Source organism: Aureispira anguillae (assembly GCF_026000115.1).
GTDB lineage: Bacteria > Bacteroidota > Bacteroidia > Chitinophagales > Saprospiraceae > Aureispira > Aureispira anguillae.
The window spans coordinates 2,423,061-2,442,141 of the sequence record NZ_AP026867.1 but is presented as its reverse complement, the minus strand read 5'-3'; the positions used below and the strand labels follow the sequence as shown (position 1 = coordinate 2,442,141).

Genomic DNA, 19,081 nt, shown 5'->3' with positions numbered 1-19,081 from the left:
AATTTATTTTCGTCTAGTGGCAAAATCACAGATTTTGCGGTGTAGTTCATGCGTTAACCGTATAAATTGTACTTTTTTTCTAGCATGGCTCTGTACATATTGTTAGCTTCCGTTATTCTTATTTTAATAACCAAAATTTGATTTTAGTTTTATAATATATGCTTCTAAAAGACTTTTAGGTAGGTTTAATTTAAAACCATCATGAGCTTTCTCATATATTTTAAATACTTCTAGGATTTGATTTTCGAAATCTGATTTAGAATTTTGAGCGGTAAAAAGGAGTTTTAGAATACAGCCATTCCAATGAGGTTCATTTTTTTTATAGAATGAATAAGGATGATTTAAACTTAATTTAGCTTCTTCAATATTTGAATATTTTTTGAAAAAATCTTTTAAATCATAATCATAGAGTTGGATTAACCAATTTAATGAGTCTTCATCATCTATTTTTAATTTATTTGATAGTGGTTGGTTTGTGTAAGTATTGGTAATAAAGTCAAAATCAAAATCAACTACAGGTATATTTAGGAAGTCTAATTCAAAATTAGATTCTATTTTAGAAAAACGAATATATTTTAGATTTCCGAATTGTGTTATTTCGTCGATTTCATCAAAGTAAATACTTAGAGAAACATCAAAGACATATTTGTCGTTTGGATAATTATCATCTACAGAGAGAGTAATAACTTGTTTTCCTTTTTCAATATTTCGTACAAGGTGATATTCATAATCTGGATTGAAATTTCGAGAAGGGTAGAAGCCTAATTTTATAAAAGCCTCATTTATTTTTTGAATCATTTAATTTAGTATTTTAGGGATTTATATGGAAGCTAACAAACCAATATACACAATGGCGTATATATATTTTATTCCCTTGATAATTTTAAGGTGTTCAGACAACAACAGGATAAAATGATGTGTACTTCCACCAATTAGGACAAGGATAAACTTTTTTGTTAATATAATCATTTTTACTTTATCTTAGTGTTGACGCTCGTTAGGAACGCCATCGTATATATTGTATGACGCCAAATTGTTTAAAATGACGGATCAATTAAAAAATGTTTGTGTTTTATTAGAAGCAGATGCCCAAAGCGCAAAAGTTGCCTTAGAAATACTAAAAGGAAATGCTGCTTTAAAAGAAGCAGTATGGAAGCATTATCAGCCAATAATAAAAGCTTTTGATATAAAAACGATTGCTACTTTAGCAAAAGGCATCGCTAGTTTTAAGACAGGTTTAATACGATCCAAAAAGCTAACCTTTTTGCCTGATTTTATGCATTTATTAGAGCATAACAATAGATTGAGATTGGATTACAATCGCCTAACTGAATTGCCAGCGTCATTGGGAGAACTAAAAAACTTACAGAAGTTAAATTTGCGTTATAACGAGTTGGAGACTTTGCCAGAGTCTATTGGAAACCTAGTTGGGTTAAAAGAGCTAAAAATTGACCAGAATAAATTAAAAGCATTACCAGTGTCCATTGGAAATTTGGTGGGGCTAAAAACACTAGATGCATCAGATAATCACCTCAAGGCATTGCCCGATTCTATAGAAAAAATGGTTGGCTTAAAAGAAATTGTTTTGTATGGAAATCGATTTAGGACGTTTCCGAGTCAAGTTTGTACTCTCCCCAAACTTAAGGAATTGAATTTAGCCCAAAACAAAATAAAAACAATTGATGCTTCTATCGGTAATCTCAAAAATTTACAAGCACTTAGACTATTTGGAAACCCTATAGAAGACTTGCCATTAGAACTATTAAAACTAAAAAAGTTAGAAGAATTAGTATTAGGAGGAAAGGAACTTAAGGTATTTCCAGAAGTGATTTTGGGCATGAAAAAACTCAAACACTTACAAATCTATACCAGCCAAATTAAGGAATTACCAAGTGAAATAGGGGAATTAAAATCCTTAGAAAAATTAACCATTGTAAAGTCCGCACTCACCAAACTCCCAGAGTCCATCCATAAATTATCTAACCTTCAAGAATTGACCGTCTATCACAATAAATTTACGGAAAAACCATCTTTTTTGGAAGACATGCCGAATTTATATAAGGTGCAATTTGAGTTTTAATATTTATATAGAACAGTTCTAAAGAAAAAAAATAGCCAACTGATAGCATTTTTTCTAATTCTTACAAGCTATTTTTGAAGAGTTTATAAAAGGTAAATTTATTTAATAATAAATATGAAGATTTAAAATAGGTAAATGTAGTTTAATTGCCCATTTAATCTGAAAAACAATATACATGGCTAACAAAATTCCTCATCCACCACGTACCTTTTTCGTTGGAAATCTACCTCAAATTGCAGGAAAAGATACACTAAATAAAATGATCCAGTTGGGCTATGAATATGGTCCCATTTTCGAAATTGCGATTCTAAACGAAAAATTATTATTCATCAATAATTTTGAACTCAGCAAAGAAATTCTTTCCGACGAAGAGCGCTTTCCAAAACACATCAATGTGCCAACTCAACATTTGCGGGTAATAGCAGGAGATGGTTTATTTACAGCTTGGTCTCATGAGCCAAATTGGAAGAAGGCACACAATATTTTAATGCCAGGTTTTTCTCAGCGTTCCATGCGAGGTTATGTGCCCGTTATGAAGAAAATTGTAGATCGTTTGTTAGAAAAATGGGAGAAAATTCCCCCAACAAAATATTTCAACTTATCAGACGACATGACTCGTTATACGTTTGATACAATAGGTGTCTGTGGTTTTGATTATAACTTTGATAGCTTTAAATCTGAAAAAGAGCACGATTTTATTCCTGCTATGTTGTTTGCTTTAGACGAAGCAGTGCGACGAGCTCGAACCATTCCTTTTTTGATGCCATTTAGGTTTAAGCGGAACAAAGCCTTTAAAAAGCATCTTACTTACATTAATAATTTGATTGATGAAATCATTGCCAAACGCAAACAAAATCCCGAAGCTTATGCCAATAAGTTTGATTTTTTGAGTTTGATGATGAATGCATACGACAAGGAAACAGGAACGCAATTGAGCGACGAAAATATGCGCTATCAGATTTTGACATTTATGATTGCAGGACACGAAACGACCAGTGGCTTGCTTTCTTTTGCTTTTTACAATCTATTGACCCATAAGGAATGGCTAGATAAGGTGTATCGGGAAATTGATGGAGTGCTAGGGGATGATTTGGAACAAGAAATTACGCATAGGGAATTGGCAAAAATGAAGGTGATTCGTCAGGTACTCTTCGAAACCCTACGACTTTACCCTCCTGTTCCTGTTATGACCCTTGCCCCAACTCAAGATACTACTCTAAAAAATGGAGCCTATAAAGTGCCCAAGGAAACTTCTATTGCCGTTTGGCCGTATCATTTGCATCGAGATAAAGCAATTTGGGGCGATGATCCAGAAACATTTGACCCCAACCACTTTTTGCCAGAAAAGGTAGCTAAACGAGACAAAGATGCCTTTAAAGCATTTGGCAATGGAAAGCGAGCCTGTATTGGGAGTCAATTTGCCTTGACGGAGGCAACGCTTGCCCTTGCCATGATATTACAACGTTACAAATTGCATTTAGACCCTAATTATACCTTTGGATTTAACGAAACGGTGACGTTGCGCCCCTTGGATTTAAAGGTTCGTTTAGAACCAAGAACCAAGGCAGACCGTTATCGTTTTATAGCCAATGAAGCAGCAAATAAAGTAACGGAAGTAGCCAATGAAGAACAGCAACATAAAACTCCTTTACTGATCTTATACGGGTCAAATATGGGAAATTCTGAAGAGTTGGCGCATCAATTGGCCAAAGACGGCAAACGACATGGTTTTAAAACAACTATAGCAACTTTAGATGCCTACAAAGAGCGATTGCCACAAACAGGCTTGGTGCAAATTATTTGCTCTACTTATAATGGAACGCCTCCTGACAATGCTCGACAGTTTGCGGATTGGTTGAAGAGTGCAACGCATAATCTTTCGGGATTAAAATATGCTGTTTTTGGCTGTGGAAATTCTCAATGGAAGAGTTATCAGGCTTTTCCAAACTGGCTTGATAAACGCTTGTCTGAATTAGGCGCAGTTGCTTTTTGTGCAAAAGGGGCAGCAGATGCTAGTGTAGATTTTGATGCAGATTTTGAAAAATGGTACGCTAATTATTGGGCAAATTTACGAAAACAATTAAAAATTACTGCAAAAGAGACCGCTGTAGAAAAAACAGTTTTAAAGCTTAAAAAAGTAGAAAAAAATGCAGTTTATCAATGCCCTAATTTTGTACCTAAGGGGTTTGATTGGGGAACAATTGTCCAAAATAAAGAATTACAAAATACTGAAAGGTCCCAACGTTCTACCAAGCAGATTCAAATAGCTTTGCCAAAAGGAAGCAATTACCAAATTGGCGATTATTTGTTGGTACAGCCTCAGAATAACCCGAAACTTATCGAACGGGTATGCCATCGATTTAAACTATCGGCTACAAATTGTTATGAAATAGATAGCAATGATAAAAGTGGAAATTTGCCACTACAGCAACCTATTTTACTCTACGATTTGTTGCGCCATTTTGTGGAGTTGCAGTCGCTAGCAACTAGGAGACAACTTAAGTTGTTGATAAACTGGACAAGTTGCCCACCAGAAAAAATGAGATTGCAGTTATACGAGCAAAATTTTAATGCCGAAATTGTTGCCAAAAAGCGCTCTTTACTAAGTTTACTAGAAGAATTTGAGGCTTGCGAACTTTCCTTTGAGTTGTTTTTGGAGCAGTTGCCCCATTTACAAGCTCGTTATTATTCCATTGCTTCTTCTCCATTGGTAGAAGGTAATACTTGTAGTTTAACGGTTGGAGTGTTGGACGAGGGCAATTATCAGGGAATTTGTTCTAATTATTTGGGAAGGGCAAAGCATGGACAAAAAATTTTAGTTGCTGTTCGGCGACCAAATCTAGATTTTACCTTGCCACAAAAAAACGAAAGACCCATCATTATGATTGGAGCGGGGACGGGAATTGCTCCTTTTAGAGGTTTTATTCAAGAGCGGTTATGGAGGCAAAAAGAAGGGCAAGAATTAGGCAATGCTTTGTTGTTTTTTGGCTGTAGAGCCTCCACGCAAGATTTTCTCTATAGGGAGGAACTAGAATCGGCGGTAGAAAAGGGCGTATTGGAGCTGTATACAGCATTTTCAAGAGAGAAGCCTCAGCATAAAGTTTATGTTCAAGATCAGCTATTAATGCAACAGGATCTAATTTGGGACTGTTTAGAGCGAGATGCCATTGTCTATATCTGTGGAGATGCAGCAGGAATGGCGAAAGGAGTTGAATTGGCTTTTGAACAGATTTATAATCAAAATAACTCAGACAATGAGGCAACAACTTGGTTGGAAAATATGAAAAGGAATGGACGTTACAAAACCGAAATTTGGACTTAAATCATAAGATGTTGAAGGATGGAGGAACTAAAAGAGCAATTAAAAAAATACCTACTTCGTTATGTTAAGTTTAGCGATCAGGAGATAGCAATTATTTATAAGGCATTGACGGTTAAAACGTATAATAAAAAGGATTTTTTATTGAGAGAAGGGCAGATTTGTAGGCAATATTTTTTCTTAACCAAAGGGCTCGTTCGTTCCTTTTACATCGATGAGAAGGGAACAGAAAAAATTACAGAATTTGCCATAGAGAATTGGTGGTTAACAGAAATAGAAAGCTTAAAAATGGAATGCCCCTCAATGGTAAATATCCAAGCTGTTGAAAAAACTAGTGTGCTTTGTTTGAGCAAAACGAATTTAGAAACACTGTATAGAACCATTCCTAAGTTAGAGCGTTTTTTTAGACTCATTACAGAAAACAAATTAATTGCAATACAACGACGAGCCAACTTTTTTATGAAAAGGAATAGCAAGGAGCGATATGAATTTTTTATCAGTAGACTTGCTCATTTTGCACAACGTGTCCCTCAATATATGGTGGCTTCCTATTTAGAAATTACGCCAGAATATCTAAGTGAGTTGAGAAAAATAAAGCGATAGTGATTTCTTAAGAAATCTTAATTTTTTTCCATTTCATTTGCAATAGCTTTGAGTATTATAAATACAATGAAGTTGTTTAAAAATGGAATTTTGTTGATAATGAGTAGTAATTTTTAGATAAACAAGGCAAAAATTTTCTTCATAGCAGCGCTATGGAGCAAATTTTTAACGCAGAGTAGCTAGAAATTAGCTTTCATTAGCGATGTAAGGCTATTCTTAAACAACTTCAATTAATGAATTTAAAATACGAAATGTTATGGAACGAATTTCTTATCAAGACATACCAAAGGGCATGTTCGAAAATTTGAGAACAATTGAAGACTATATTACCCATTCTAAAATAGATTATCAGCTGTTGGAATTGATAAAACTAAGGTTGTCACAAATTAATAAATGTGCCTATTGTGTTGATATGCATTACAAGGAATTAAAACATACAGGAGAGACTGAGTTAAGACTTTCTTCGCTTTGTGTTTGGAAAGAAACGCCTTTTTTCTCTGAGCGTGAACGGGTGGTTTTACAATTTGTAGAGGAGTTGTCAAATCTTTCAACCAAGGAACTGTCAGAAGCTACCTATGAGTCCTTATTGCTTTATTTTAATAAGGCTGAGATAAGTTATTTAACGCTGGCTATAGGGCAAATTAATACTTGGAATACGCTAATGAAAGTTTTTCGTTTTGAACCTGGGCATTACCAAGTCAAGTGATGAGTAAAAAAAATGCTAGAAGTTGCCTATAAATGAGGTGAGAATTGGAGTCGGTTAGGTCAATCTTGGATTGGTCTAACCGATTTTTTTTGCGAAAAAAATAGAATTTAAAACCTTGAAAGTGTCAGAGTCTAAAACTAAAGCTGTATCTTTGTACCCTTTGTTGATCAAGGAGGTGATTTTTACCATGTCAGAGATCTCTAACTGTATATTTTTAATAGGTGTAAATTATGGCTGATAACTCGAATTTTATAGATTATGTAAAGATTTGCTGCCGTTCTGGAGAAGGAGGGGCTGGTTCTGCACATTTTTTTAGAGATAAGTTTACTAGTACAGGTGGACCTGATGGTGGAGATGGTGGTCGTGGTGGTCATATCATTGCAAGAGGTAGCAGCCAGATGTGGACGTTACTACATCTCAAATATAAAAAGCATGTGATTGCTACCAAGGGAAATCCTGGTGGTTCTAGCCGATCTTCGGGGGCAGAGGGTAAAGATATTATCTTAGAAGTGCCTTTGGGAACGATTATAAAAAATGCGGAAACAGGAGAGGTAGAGCATGAAATAACAGAGGATGGACAAACTGTGATTGTTACTGCTGGAGGACACGGAGGAAAAGGGAATTGGCATTACAAATCACCGACCAATCAAATTCCTACTTACACTTCACCTGCTGGAATGGGGCGAAGAGAATGGAAAATATTCGAACTAAAAGTCTTAGCAGATGTAGGTTTAGTTGGTTTCCCGAATGCTGGAAAATCAACTCTATTGTCTGTGCTTTCTGCTGCAAAACCCAAAATAGCAGATTACCCTTTTACGACCTTAGTGCCAAATTTAGGAATGATCAGTTATCGAAACAATCGTTCTTTTGTAATGGCAGATATTCCTGGTATTATTGAGGATGCGCACAAAGGAAAGGGATTAGGGCACCGTTTTTTGAGGCATATTGAACGGAATGCAACCCTGTTGTATATGGTTCCAGCAGATAGCGATAACATTGCAAAAGAATATCACATTCTGTTGAATGAATTGAAGCAATACAATGAGGAATTGTTGGACAAACCCCATATTTTAGCCATTACAAAAGCTGATATTTTGGATGAAGAACTAAAAGAGCTTTTGAAAGAAGAATTGCCCAAGGATGTGCCTACGATCTTTATTTCCTCCGTTGCTCAACAGGGGATAACAGAGCTAAAAGATATGCTTTGGGCGTCCATTAATGACGATGGATTGTCTTAGAGATTTAGTCTTCTAATTGGCTGATTTCTTGGCGAAACTTTAAAATAGAGAGCATGTGATCTACTTCTTTTTGCCAAGAATGCCAAGCATGACATTGAGTAGGCCAACCCTCTTTGATGGTATCGTATAAATTGGGAGAAATAGAAAAGGCTGCTCGTTTTAATACGGTTTTTAGGCTCCAATGAAAAACGTAAGTATCCTGTTTGATCGTATTTTTTATTCGCTGAATTACTTTTTTGCTAATGGATTCATTCCATTTTTGCCCCTCCGCTAATAAGAAGGAAACAATAGGATGGTCATCCGATAACGTAGGGCGATTGTCTGTTTTTAAATATTCATTTGCCAACGCATTAAATAAGTCATTGGGTAAATCTTGATATAAAAAATCAATAGAAAGATTGGACCAGTTGTGCTTAAAGAAGGTATCCAAATAGAATCTATGACAGGCTATAATCCACTCTGTTGCCCCAAAATTTTTGGCAGCTTTAGCCCAACCCCAAACCAAAACATTTTTCCATTCTGTTTTGGCAGAAAGCAGTAGCAATTGCTGTGGATTTTTATAAAATAAATTTTCCCACCATTGGGGCGGAATTTTAGCAATGATTTGAGCCAGTTGGTTGGCTTTGGGACCATGATCTTTGATGAAAACTTGGCGAGGTAGAATGCCATCTATTTTCATGCGATTGGTACAAGAAGCAGGCAATTCAACTTCGAGAATATTTTTTTTAGGATGATAGCTAATCAATTGTTGGGCTAAATCTTGCATCCTTTGGACCAACTTAGAATTAGGGAGTAATGCCAATAGCTTGGCAGCTTGGCTTCTAACTTCTTGCCTTTTATCCTGTAACGCAAACTCCAAAAAAGGGGCATCCGATGGCGCTAAGTGCTGACCTAAGGCACGGATGAAATTTGCTTTAGTCATAAAACCTTCTTGATCCCAAACTTGTTGAAGCAATTCAATGGCTTGTTCTGGATTGGATTGGTGAATCTGAATTAGATATTGAACTCGTTCTTCTTGATTGCCATAAAAAAAGATCGCTTCTGTTGGAGCTTGCTTAAGCGCATAGTTCCATTGTTGGGCTTGTTGTGCCAACCAATGCCCTCGCTGACCAATACATGCACAAATAAAAGGCTGTAAATCATTTCTTTGAATGCCATAATCCAATAACTCAGGCAATAATTCAGGCATGACAATCAACTGTCTATTCGCCAATAATTCTAATAGTTCTAAAAGAATGTCATCGTATTTATGCTTGAGTATATACTGAAATTGAAATTTGCGTTGAGGATTACAATAGTCCAATTCTTCTTCGGGAGCAATCGCATTTGGAACCTTAGAGGAATGAACAGTAAGAATTTGAGCTGAGGTGTACAACTTGTTTTGTATTGCAGCTGCTTTTAGCAACGTTTTTTCAGGTGCTTGATTTTGAGGCAATGTTAAGCCATACTGCTCCAATTGACGAAGGAGAATAGGAATAATTTTTTTGTTAGAAACATTGCCAATCAAAGCTTGTCGTACCAATTCTTGCCATGTGCTCATTGTATAGGAAGTTAAGTTGGGTGGTCTATCTTTACAAGAAAAGCCATCCTAATAGTTAGAATGACTTTTCTTGAATTATTTTTATGAATAAATCTTTAAAATTCAATCGTAATTAATTTTTCTCTTTTAACGCCTAGACGTTGTAATGTTTCGGGAGTAATTCCTCCTTCTTCCAGCATATTATCTTGTTGGAATAGCATTAAGAATCGCTTAGTTTGCTCATCAAATTTACCAGTAACTCTAACCTCGTATTGTTGCTTCTTTAGTGCTTCTTGAATGTCCGTAATAGAAGGATCGTTAAATTCTCCATAGGGGCAAGTGATTTCTTCCCAGTATTTCCATTTTCCAGCAGGAATTGTTACTAATTTTTCCTCTGGTCCAATGTTGTTTTTTTGCTCAGCAGTGACATAGTAAATGCCTGCTTGTTGAACAAGAACTTTTCGTTCAACAACAACTGTTTCGGCAGGAATAATATAATCCGTAGTGCTGACGTCAAAAATATTTTTGAATGGAAAAAATTTGCGGTGAATAATTTGATAATCGGGAATGGTTTTGATGAGACAAAGTGCCAAATGAGGAACGCCATCGTTTTCTCTACAGAGAGGAGAAACTCGTGCCGTTTTCCATTCTGCGCCAGGTTCTTTTAGCACCAAAACTTCTGTTTGGATAAAGTAGTTGCTGGTATCCAAATTTCCATTTAAAGCAGGGGCAAGTTCGATGGTGTCGAAGATTGTCTTATACTTTGGAGGAACCAATTTGAGGTAATGCGTTTGTTTTTCCTTGATTACTTTTTTGTCACTAGGCTTTGCTTTGTATAAAGCGTAAGTCTTGCCTGTCTCAACCATGCCTAAAAGAGATTCTAGGTTGTCCTGCGCTTGTAGGACACCTCCAAAGAGGAAAAGAAAATTTAGGATGGTAATAAATTTAAAATTCATAGTTGAGTGTGTTTGTTCGTGCAAAAAAAGTTGTTACAACTAAAATAATGAAAAAAAAGCTAAAAACCCTTAAAAAAAGAATGTTTCTATGTTTTTTTTTGAACTTATATAAACTATAAAAATCAAAATAATTAAACTGAAAAATAAGATTATTTTTTGTTTGTTTTGATTGCAAAAAGAGAAAAGGAGAAAAAACGGGCTCTATTTTATTGATTATGAGCATAAAAGTTTATTCTTAAAAAATAAAAATATTTAATAAAATAAAGCCCTTTATTAATTTTGATCTCTCCAAAAACGAATTTAGTGCCATTTCTGCTATATGTTGATTATTAAGTTTGTATAGATTTTTATAAAATAAATTCGTTTTCATATTGAACTTATTTTCAAGAGGTAGACAGTATGCTGTTGATTTCTTGGGCAAATAAACTGGATAAAAGGCAGATAAAGAGTGAGAAATAGTGCTTAAATCAGTGCAAAAAATGCCTTTAATTTTCTGTATTTATGAGACGATATTCTTTTTTAATGCCATATTATACGAAGGTATTATTATCTTAGCAACTTAGTTCAAAATAGACTATTAAGTTATTTGTAATTGTTAATTAAAAATGATAATGAAACAACCCGATTTTATAGATTTACAAAATCTTGCCGCTGAGCAATTTGGTGCAAAAGTTATATATTGTACAGATGATTTTTTTGCACCCGTAGAGAATTTATTAAAGCCAGGGCGTGGGATCTTTATAGCGGATAAGTACACCGATAGAGGAAAGTGGATGGATGGATGGGAATCTAGAAGGAAACGTACAGAAGGTCATGACTTTTGTATTATAAAGCTAGGAGCAGTGGGAAGATTGAGAGGTTTGGATATTGATACCAATCATTTTCTTGGGAATCACCCCCCTTATGCTTCTGTAGAGGCTTGTTGTTTGCCTTTGGATACGGATGTAGAAACGGTTCTTAAACATGAAGATTGGGATAATTTGGTAAAAAAAGTTGCACTAAATCCAGGAAGCCAACATTTTATAGACATGTACTCAGACTATGGCTATACACATCTAAAGTTACGGATTTATCCTGATGGAGGAGTAGCTCGTTTTAAGGTATATGGTCATGTACAGGTAGATTGGTCTATGTATAATAAAGAAAGTACAATTGATTTAGCTGCTGCTAATATGGGGGGCAAAGCAGTCCTGTGTAATGATATGTTTTTTAGCCATATGCAAAACTTAATTATGCCCAATCGAGGAATTAATATGGGCGATGGATGGGAAACAAAGCGTAACCGCATGCTTAATAACCGAGATTGGGTGGTCGTCAAACTAGCTAGAGCAGGGCGAATCAATCAGGCTTTGATTGATACCTGTCATTTTAAGGGCAATTATCCCGATACTTTTTCTTTAGAAGGGGTAAATTTACCAGCTGGCACAAGGATTACTGATGACAATGTAGAAACACTGGAATGGAAAGAAATTTTGTCTAAGCAAAAGTTAGAAGCGGATCAAGAACATTATTACAATGATATTCCAACCGAAGAAATTTTTACACATGTTCGACTTAATATTTATCCAGATGGAGGCATTAGTCGGATGCGATTATTTGGCAATTTTGTATAATATATAATTTTTCTTTGATCACTTGAAGGAGAGGAATCTTGTAATTTGCTTCTTTCAAGTGGTCAAAGAACTTAAGCATTCATTTATAGTATGAAATTAGAAGCACTAAATCAATTAAGTTTACCAGAGCTAGAAGACAAATTAGAGCAGTGTTGTGCAGCCTCTAAGTGGTTCAAAAATCTAGCGGCAGAATTTCCTTTCTCAGATCAAAAAGCCTTAGAAAATGCTGCGGATAAAATTTGGTCCGATTGTTCAGAGTCGGATTATTTGGAAGCATTTTTAGGACATCCTAAAATTGGTGATGTCAACAGCTTGGCCAAAAAATTTGAAGCAACCAAACAATGGGCAGGGAATGAACAAGAATTGGTCGATGGTGCTGCTATGGACGTTATTGAAGCGCTAGCCCAAGGCAATGCCGATTATGAAGCTCGTTTTGGGTTTATCTTTATTGTTTTTGCAACAGGCAAAACCGCAAAACAGATGCTTGATCTTTTGTTAAAACGATTGCCTAATGATAGAGCCAGTGAATTAAAGATTGCAGCAGCTGAACAACATAAAATTACAAAACTAAGAATTCAAAAATTATTAGCATGAGCCAAATAACCACACATATTTTGGATACCAGTTTGGGGAAACCTGCGGCAGGTGTTCAAATTAGTTTGCAGGAGTCTAATGGAAATGAATGGTTGACTATTGCTACTGGAGTTACCAATAATGATGGACGGGTTGCCAATTTATTAGCAGATGGAAAATTATTAGCACCTGGTGTTTATAGAATGTTCTTTGAAACAGGTGCTTACTATAAACGTTTAGAAATTAAGACTTTTTATCCAGAAGTGGGGATCGTTTTTGAAGTGTTTGACGATAGCCATTATCACGTACCGTTGTTGTTGAATCCATTCGGATATTCTACCTATAGAGGCTCTTAGTTAGGGGCTTTCAGGAGTTAAATAAATGTATTGTTCCAAGTGTTTTAGATGTCATTTTTGGAATAAAAAGTTTTGAAATAAGTTTCTTTTGAATGTTTTTTTTGGTGGGCATATGACTGATTGGGAACAAAGTACGCCGCAGAAAGCTGTTATTTTTCCTAGAGAAAAATAAGGTTTTCAGGTGTCTGAGCGGAGCGAGTTTCTGAAAGCCTAAGCTTGCAAGAAGATACTTTGTCCAAGAAGTCATCCAGTCCTAGCGTTTTTGGTTCTTTTTGGGCGATGCAAAAAGAACAAGAGGTATTGCTTACCCCACTTTTTGTTATTTTGCCTCTAAAATGGGGTCTAGATTAAAACTTCTAATGTTTACTTTATTAAAAAGAATCAGTTAAATTTATTGCTAAGGTCTAGTAAACAATGCTTTGTATGTTTTAAGGGATTACTAAAGTGTATATTAGATCACAATACAAAAAAAGTTTACCTTATCACTTTGAGTAAGGTAAACTTTTTTGTTATTGTGCTTTATTTTATTTTAACAAACTTCTTATGCTTTGACCACTCCTCGTTTTTAATCTCAAGCATATAGCTGCCCTCAGGCAATTGGGTTACATCCAAGGGAAGGAGTTGCATTCCAGGAACAATTGTTTGAGCTTGTTGATAAACCACTCTACCCAATTGATCTAGTACTTTTAGTTCGCTATTTATAGCCTTGGTCTGATGGTTATAAAATTTGATGTTGAGTTTGTATTGACTAGGGTTGGGGTAGATGGCTACAATGCCACTTTGCCCCTGAAAAGCAGCACAAGGTGTCAATACATGTATGTAATCAGAATAGCGGCTTCCTCCGCCCAATTCAACAATCTTTAGTCGGTAATAATAACCAGCTTGATGGATAGATTTGTCTGTCCATTTATAAGTTTGGTGAATTCTGGAAGAACCGATAGCGGCAATCTTTTTTAACGTTTCAAAATGAACACCATCTAAACTGCGTTGTAATTCATAATAATCGAGATTCCCTTCGGCTGTAGTTTCCCAAATTAGCTGTACTTGACAGGATTCAGGCTGTACATTGGCATAAAAAGAAGCTAAATCAACAGGAAGCAAAATATCTTGAACAAGACGTTGGCTGTATTCACAGGCACATTGTCTAGGATTCGAATTGGGTTGAGCCCGAATCGCTGCAACAATATTTTCGCCATTATTAACATCGCAAAGTGCTGAACTAAAGGTATCTGTCCACGTAAAAGGATGGCTGTTGCCAGACAACAAACCTGCATTGGTTGTGTAGGCATCGATATAGGTATCACCAGTTGTGTAATTTCCAGAACCATCTTGATCACAGAAAAATTCGACTGTTAGGACATCACCTGCAAGCACATCATTTCCTGTATTGTCAATGGTACCTTGTATAGAAATGATATTTTGCCCAGAACTTAGTTGGAAATTACGATTTCCACTAGGGGCTACATTAACTACTAATACAGGGCGGTTTACGGTAACATTTGAATTGTTTCTTCCGCTGGGAGTACTCGTTATACAATTGCTTCCAGACGATAAGCAGAAAATAGAAGTGTTGATTAAACTCAATACCTCTAAATCATGTGTCCGACAAATATTGGGAAGATCCTCAGCGTCTATACTTACCGAAAAGACAACACTGTCACCAGGCACAACGCCCCCAGTCATTGACCAACTAAGGTTTGTTCCGCTTCCCGTATTTGTTATGCTTGGTTGAGTAGAAGGAGCATTGTGGAAACTTGGGGCACTAGGATCGTAAGCCGAAAATAAAATTCCCGATGGCAATCGGATTAAAATGCTGTCATTGGCAGTTGTTGTTCCTGCGCCAAGATTTTTGATCGAAACATTATAAGCATAAGAATGCTGATTGCCACAAGCGGTAATAATATCCGAACTCATATTAATTTGAGTTACATAGGGTGCTATTTCTGCTCCTTTTATCAGAATAGGAGCAACCGTGTAAGTCGTATTGGGTAAAGGATCACCACAAGGACGAGCAGCACTAATTTGGACATTAAACGCATCGCCAGAGATAAAATTACAATCTGTTTCCAGTTGAAAACGCAATTTTATTTTCCGATCGCCAATACTATCAGCATCAACCGTACCCAATAGCCCTTCATCGTCTAAGGCTGCTGCGTATTTGGTGAGGTCAAATTCTAAATTAGCACCGATTAAAGTCGGATCTACGCCAGCTTGATAACCACTACCACTAGGGTATTCATATTGGACAGAACCCGTTATAAAACTAAGACCAGCAGGCAAATTTTGTAGTCGAGCAAAAATTTCTTTAACCGAACTGGATTGTGCACTGGTGAGTTCTATTTCATAACTTAAGGGGGTGCAAATATCGATAGAATCGACTCCTGAAGTGGTATCTCTTGTTACGGCAACTTGAAGCGCAGATTCAGGGTTGGTAATTTTGAGATAAGAGCTATCAAATTGACAAGGATAGGTGGCCGTATTAGTGGGGTAATCTCCGCAGTCCCAACCTGCTAATATTAATAAGCTATCTGGAATACAGGAGTTTTGGGTGGCCACAATTTCATAAACATTGTTCGTGGATGCTCCCATTACACCTAGTTCATATAGACCATTAGCATTGGGCGTTAATAAGGTGGAAGTATTGAGATTCCGAACCTCTTCAATAGCAATACCCCCTGAGGCACTACTTAGGCTAAAAAAGGTATTAAATGCATCCGCTATATTTGAATTGTTATCAATTCGAAATTGCCAAACCACGGTATCTGTGGTAGAAACAACAATAGGAGTGATGGCTGCTAATTCTAAATCGGGGCTCGTGTAATTGATCAAATCACTTGTTCCTTGGTAGGAATCAAAAAAGGTACCACTAGGATTAATGTCTTGATAATAGCCATAATAATAAATTCTACTACTAGCAGGAGCATTACAAGAAGGGCGAATAAACATACGAACGGTACCATAATAGCCTTCATCCGAAATGGGATGGGTTCCTCCTCTAGGTGTAAAAAAGTCACCTAGGACAAAGCGAACGGGATTGCTATTGGGATCTATAGGAGTAATTGGAGTATAACCAACGCTTCCTCCAGTATAAGAATACCGAAAATCAGCAACCTGTGTGGTGTCCATAACATAGCCAGGAGGGAGCAAAAATTCGAAGGTATCAATATAAGAAAAATGTCGAATTTCATTTCTAAAGTAATTCCCATTGGCGTAATTGCTACAACATGGACCTATTGATAGGTAATAATTTTTAGAAACTTGGGTACTGCCACAAGAGTTCATTGTGCGAGAGCTACCACAGCAAGTAGTGTGATAATAACCAATGGTTTTGAATTGTGCGCCTAATGTACTACAAGCGTGCTGATCTGCGGTGTCGGTTGGATTGGCAATACGACTAACATAAAAATCGTTTTCAATATTGTGGGTTAAAACAGCACCACTAAACGGGGTGACAAACCGATAAAAACTTTCTATCGCAATAGAATCGCCTGTTTCAAAGACAAATCCACTAGGAGTACAGGCGTTAATGTTTATGCTAAAGTTATTGGTGCTATTGGTGATAATCGCACTATTATTGCAAGCATAGGTTAAATTGGCACTAGCATCAAAAATCTGAATATTGGCATGGATGCCATTTAGGGTTCTAGCATTGGGAGCCATACCCAACATGCGGGTATTAAGGTAAGCAAACTCAAATTGAGGATTTCCCGATCCTGTATCAATTCTAGCTTCATACCTCAATGCTAATGTATCGCCAGCAATCAGTGTTTTAGCACGTATTTTACTAAGGTCTAGGCTGCCAGAAGGGTCCGCTACTCCATTGTTGTCATTATCAGCAGCTCCTAAATTATGGCGTTGAGCCGTAAATGTAGTGAATTGCAAGCCTCCATTGGGGCAGGGTTCTGGACAGTGTAAATCGGTGTGCCATGTTTGGCAATACATGGGTTTTCGGCAAACAGTAGGGCAATTGGGATACAAAACAAGATAGGTGCTAATGGGAATGGCAAGTGGCCCACTGCTTGCTCCTGTTTGATTGCAATCCGCAACCAGCCCAACATGCATTTCTGCTTTGTTGGCAGAGCCATTGCTACCAATACAACTTACTAAGCTTGAAAAATCAAAAAAGGCTTTAACTGTATCACTAACAACTATTAAACTATCAGGAGTTCTCGAACAAGTGAATAGACGGTTGAATAGAGTAAGGTTGCCCGAAAAAGCTACGCCAGCAGGTAAGATAATTTCAACCTCTAACCAGCCGTCTGTAGCGGGTACTGTTAGACCATTGCTATTGGTGTATTCTAGTATGAACGTAGAGGTATCTCCGTGGTTGATGTCTGTAGGTCCTGAAGGTACAGAACTATAGGCACTGATATGGTCATATCCACGAACGCTTCCTCGCCTATAACCTGTGGTGTAATTGGTCAAACATTCATTTTCATAATCCACTTTGTATTCCCAAGAGTTAAATGTTAATCCTTGATTACAAGTTTGTGAACAACAAGCCATTTGTGTCCAAGATACTATAATGGTATCTCCAACAGCTAAGTCTGGCAAATTAATTCTAGCTCTGCCAATTTGATTGTTGGCACCACATAGATTGGCAAAAGAACCATTACCATTTTGTGTAAAAAAAGGAGAGATAGAAAAGGGAGGGCTTGTTGTTCCTAGCTGCAATTGAATACTACTAGTATCAATCGGAAAAACACGATTGGGAATAGTTGCGGTATTTCCGTAAGCATTTCCTGCAAAAATTTCAAATACATTACCAATAGAAATCCCTGTACCTGTATTAATAATTTGAACTTGTTGTAAATGAGGCTCATTAAAACATTGAACGCCCGATGGGGTCGCTACTGTGCTAAGAATTGGAGCAATTGGAGGTACAGAGGCAGAAATAGGATAAGCAATGGTTTCGCAGGCTGCATTGTCGCAGCCCCAACTTAGATGCAAATCAGTTGCTATATCGGTACAGTTACTAATTGTGATTTGATAGCGAACGACAATTGTTTCGTTGGAGGTGAATAAACTATCACTGCCCAAATGGTTGTTGGCAAAAAATATCGTATCGTTTGTAGCATTCATGATGCCGTTGGTAGAATTAGAAAACTGTAAGCCAGTAGGAGGATTAAGGGCTACAAAGAAACTACTTACAGGACCATTTCCTCCATTCGTGATGGTTAATTCTTGCGTATAAGTAGCACCCAAATTGGCATTAACATTTGCATTGCTAACATTACTAAAACTCAATGCAGGATAGCTGATATTAAAGTCAGGGGTAATATGAGAGGGCTCTGTTATACCATCGTGATAATAAGTATAGGTATTACTAAAGCTGCCTCCTCCTTCAAAATGAGCGATTGCTGCACAATTGGCACTAATTCTAAAGGAAAAATCTACATTTCCTCCAATGGCTGGTAAGTTTTTGAGGACTAAAGCAATTCTATTAGCCGTGCTAGTTGTTGTTGGGGTTAAGCTATAGTTACTGGTTTCGATTAAACTGCCCGAAATATAAAGAACGCCAGGAGGAAGTTGAAGGATCAAACTATCACTAGTCATCGGGTTGCCACTAATATTAGAAAATGTGACATGGACTGTATCTTCATTATGGCAAACGTTAAGATTGATGTTTCCTGTGCTTGTTGTGTTCCAAGATAATTGAGCTGTAGAAGGGAATGCCAAAAGGGAAGTAAAAAAAAGGCAAACAATACATCTAAAAATAAAGGTCATTTTGTTTTTTCTTTTTGAAAAGTAAGGGAAGTGGGAGTTATGGTTTAAAAGAAGAAAATAGGACAGAAATTACTCATTTAGTAATAATTAAACTTGGGGAATAAAAAAATAATTGCAAATATATATATTAAATGCTATTTAGCCAAATGATTTTTTGAAATCAAAACTTTATCTTGCGGTTGCATTTCTTGTTCGATTTATTCTATTGATTTTTGTTCTTTTTTTAGAATATTAATTTGTGTGATTGGATTCGAATAAAGACAATTTTTAGTTGTAAATACTGGAAAATGTGACAGAATTTAAATGCCTCGATTTTCCATTGTGAAAGGCTATTTTAAAAATAAATTTCTGAGTACAGGACAAAACAGGTAAAGGATACTTATAAAGTACT

At 36.4% G+C, this 19,081-nt stretch carries 12 protein-coding genes; 8 read left to right on the top strand and 4 right to left on the bottom strand.

Annotated features, from left to right (window positions below; all coding sequences use genetic code 11):
* Positions 1 to 123: 123 nt before the first annotated feature.
* On the bottom strand, positions 124 to 798 hold the full coding sequence (locus AsAng_RS09350; protein ID WP_264792511.1) for a hypothetical protein: 675 nt from the start codon (positions 796 to 798) through the stop codon (positions 124 to 126).
* A gap of 244 nt (positions 799 to 1,042) precedes the next feature.
* On the opposite strand from AsAng_RS09350, the gene AsAng_RS09345 reads away from it, so the two are divergent.
* From AsAng_RS09345 to obgE, 5 genes are all read left to right on the top strand, one after another.
* Entirely contained in the window at positions 1,043 to 2,080 is a 1,038-nt protein-coding gene (locus AsAng_RS09345) for a leucine-rich repeat domain-containing protein (RefSeq protein ID WP_264792509.1), read from the top strand.
* A gap of 175 nt (positions 2,081 to 2,255) precedes the next feature.
* Positions 2,256 to 5,402 carry a bifunctional cytochrome P450/NADPH--P450 reductase gene (locus AsAng_RS09340; protein ID WP_264792508.1) on the top strand — a complete coding sequence of 1,049 codons (3,147 nt, stop codon included), beginning with the start codon at positions 2,256 to 2,258 and terminating at the stop codon, positions 5,400 to 5,402.
* An 18-nt stretch (positions 5,403 to 5,420) separates the two neighbouring features.
* The gene (locus tag AsAng_RS09335) at positions 5,421 to 6,002 is read left to right on the top strand and encodes a Crp/Fnr family transcriptional regulator (protein ID WP_264792507.1); all 582 of its coding nucleotides are present in this window, start codon (positions 5,421 to 5,423) and stop codon (positions 6,000 to 6,002) included.
* Between the two features lie 256 nt (positions 6,003 to 6,258).
* Entirely contained in the window at positions 6,259 to 6,708 is a 450-nt protein-coding gene (locus AsAng_RS09330; RefSeq protein ID WP_264792506.1) for a carboxymuconolactone decarboxylase family protein, read from the top strand.
* A 230-nt stretch (positions 6,709 to 6,938) separates the two neighbouring features.
* Entirely contained in the window at positions 6,939 to 7,946 is a 1,008-nt protein-coding gene (obgE, locus tag AsAng_RS09325) for a GTPase ObgE (RefSeq protein ID WP_264792505.1), read from the top strand.
* 4 nt (positions 7,947 to 7,950) lie between these two features.
* On the opposite strand, the gene AsAng_RS09320 is transcribed toward obgE, so the two are convergent.
* Positions 7,951 to 9,486 (bottom strand): DUF5691 domain-containing protein, encoded by a 1,536-nt coding sequence (locus AsAng_RS09320; protein ID WP_264792504.1) that lies wholly within the window; start codon positions 9,484 to 9,486, stop codon positions 7,951 to 7,953.
* 95 nt (positions 9,487 to 9,581) lie between these two features.
* Positions 9,582 to 10,421 (bottom strand): peptidoglycan-binding domain-containing protein, encoded by an 840-nt coding sequence (locus tag AsAng_RS09315; protein WP_264792503.1) that lies wholly within the window; start codon positions 10,419 to 10,421, stop codon positions 9,582 to 9,584.
* Positions 10,422 to 11,026: 605 nt separating this feature from the next.
* Here AsAng_RS09315 and alc point away from each other — a divergent pair.
* From alc to uraH, 3 genes are all read left to right on the top strand, one after another.
* Positions 11,027 to 12,034, top strand: a complete 1,008-nt coding sequence (alc, locus tag AsAng_RS09310) for an allantoicase (RefSeq protein WP_264792502.1) — start codon at positions 11,027 to 11,029, stop codon at positions 12,032 to 12,034.
* 90 nt (positions 12,035 to 12,124) lie between these two features.
* Positions 12,125 to 12,628, top strand: coding sequence for a 2-oxo-4-hydroxy-4-carboxy-5-ureidoimidazoline decarboxylase (gene uraD, locus AsAng_RS09305; protein ID WP_264792501.1), 504 nt, complete (start codon positions 12,125 to 12,127; stop codon positions 12,626 to 12,628).
* Positions 12,625 to 12,963, top strand: coding sequence for a hydroxyisourate hydrolase (gene uraH, locus AsAng_RS09300; RefSeq protein ID WP_264792500.1), 339 nt, complete (start codon positions 12,625 to 12,627; stop codon positions 12,961 to 12,963). The genes uraD and uraH overlap by 4 nt, the downstream gene beginning before the upstream one ends.
* 519 nt (positions 12,964 to 13,482) lie before the next feature.
* On the opposite strand, the gene AsAng_RS09295 is transcribed toward uraH, so the two are convergent.
* A complete protein-coding gene (locus AsAng_RS09295) occupies positions 13,483 to 18,690 on the bottom strand; it encodes a T9SS type A sorting domain-containing protein (RefSeq protein WP_264792499.1) in 5,208 nt (1,735 codons plus the stop codon).
* Between the last annotated feature and the right edge of the window lie 391 nt (positions 18,691 to 19,081).

Coding starts and splice junctions, on each gene's coding strand:
- AsAng_RS09350 (WP_264792511.1), bottom strand. CDS start 798: ATGATTCAAAAAATAAATGAGGCTTTTATAAAATTAGGCTTCTACCCT.
- obgE (WP_264792505.1), top strand. CDS start 6,939: ATGGCTGATAACTCGAATTTTATAGATTATGTAAAGATTTGCTGCCGT.
- uraD (WP_264792501.1), top strand. CDS start 12,125: ATGAAATTAGAAGCACTAAATCAATTAAGTTTACCAGAGCTAGAAGAC.
- AsAng_RS09315 (WP_264792503.1), bottom strand. CDS start 10,421: ATGAATTTTAAATTTATTACCATCCTAAATTTTCTTTTCCTCTTTGGA.
- AsAng_RS09320 (WP_264792504.1), bottom strand. CDS start 9,486: ATGAGCACATGGCAAGAATTGGTACGACAAGCTTTGATTGGCAATGTT.
- AsAng_RS09340 (WP_264792508.1), top strand. CDS start 2,256: ATGGCTAACAAAATTCCTCATCCACCACGTACCTTTTTCGTTGGAAAT.
- uraH (WP_264792500.1), top strand. CDS start 12,625: ATGAGCCAAATAACCACACATATTTTGGATACCAGTTTGGGGAAACCT.
- AsAng_RS09335 (WP_264792507.1), top strand. CDS start 5,421: ATGGAGGAACTAAAAGAGCAATTAAAAAAATACCTACTTCGTTATGTT.
- alc (WP_264792502.1), top strand. CDS start 11,027: ATGATAATGAAACAACCCGATTTTATAGATTTACAAAATCTTGCCGCT.
- AsAng_RS09295 (WP_264792499.1), bottom strand. CDS start 18,690: ATGACCTTTATTTTTAGATGTATTGTTTGCCTTTTTTTTACTTCCCTT.
- AsAng_RS09330 (WP_264792506.1), top strand. CDS start 6,259: ATGGAACGAATTTCTTATCAAGACATACCAAAGGGCATGTTCGAAAAT.
- AsAng_RS09345 (WP_264792509.1), top strand. CDS start 1,043: ATGACGGATCAATTAAAAAATGTTTGTGTTTTATTAGAAGCAGATGCC.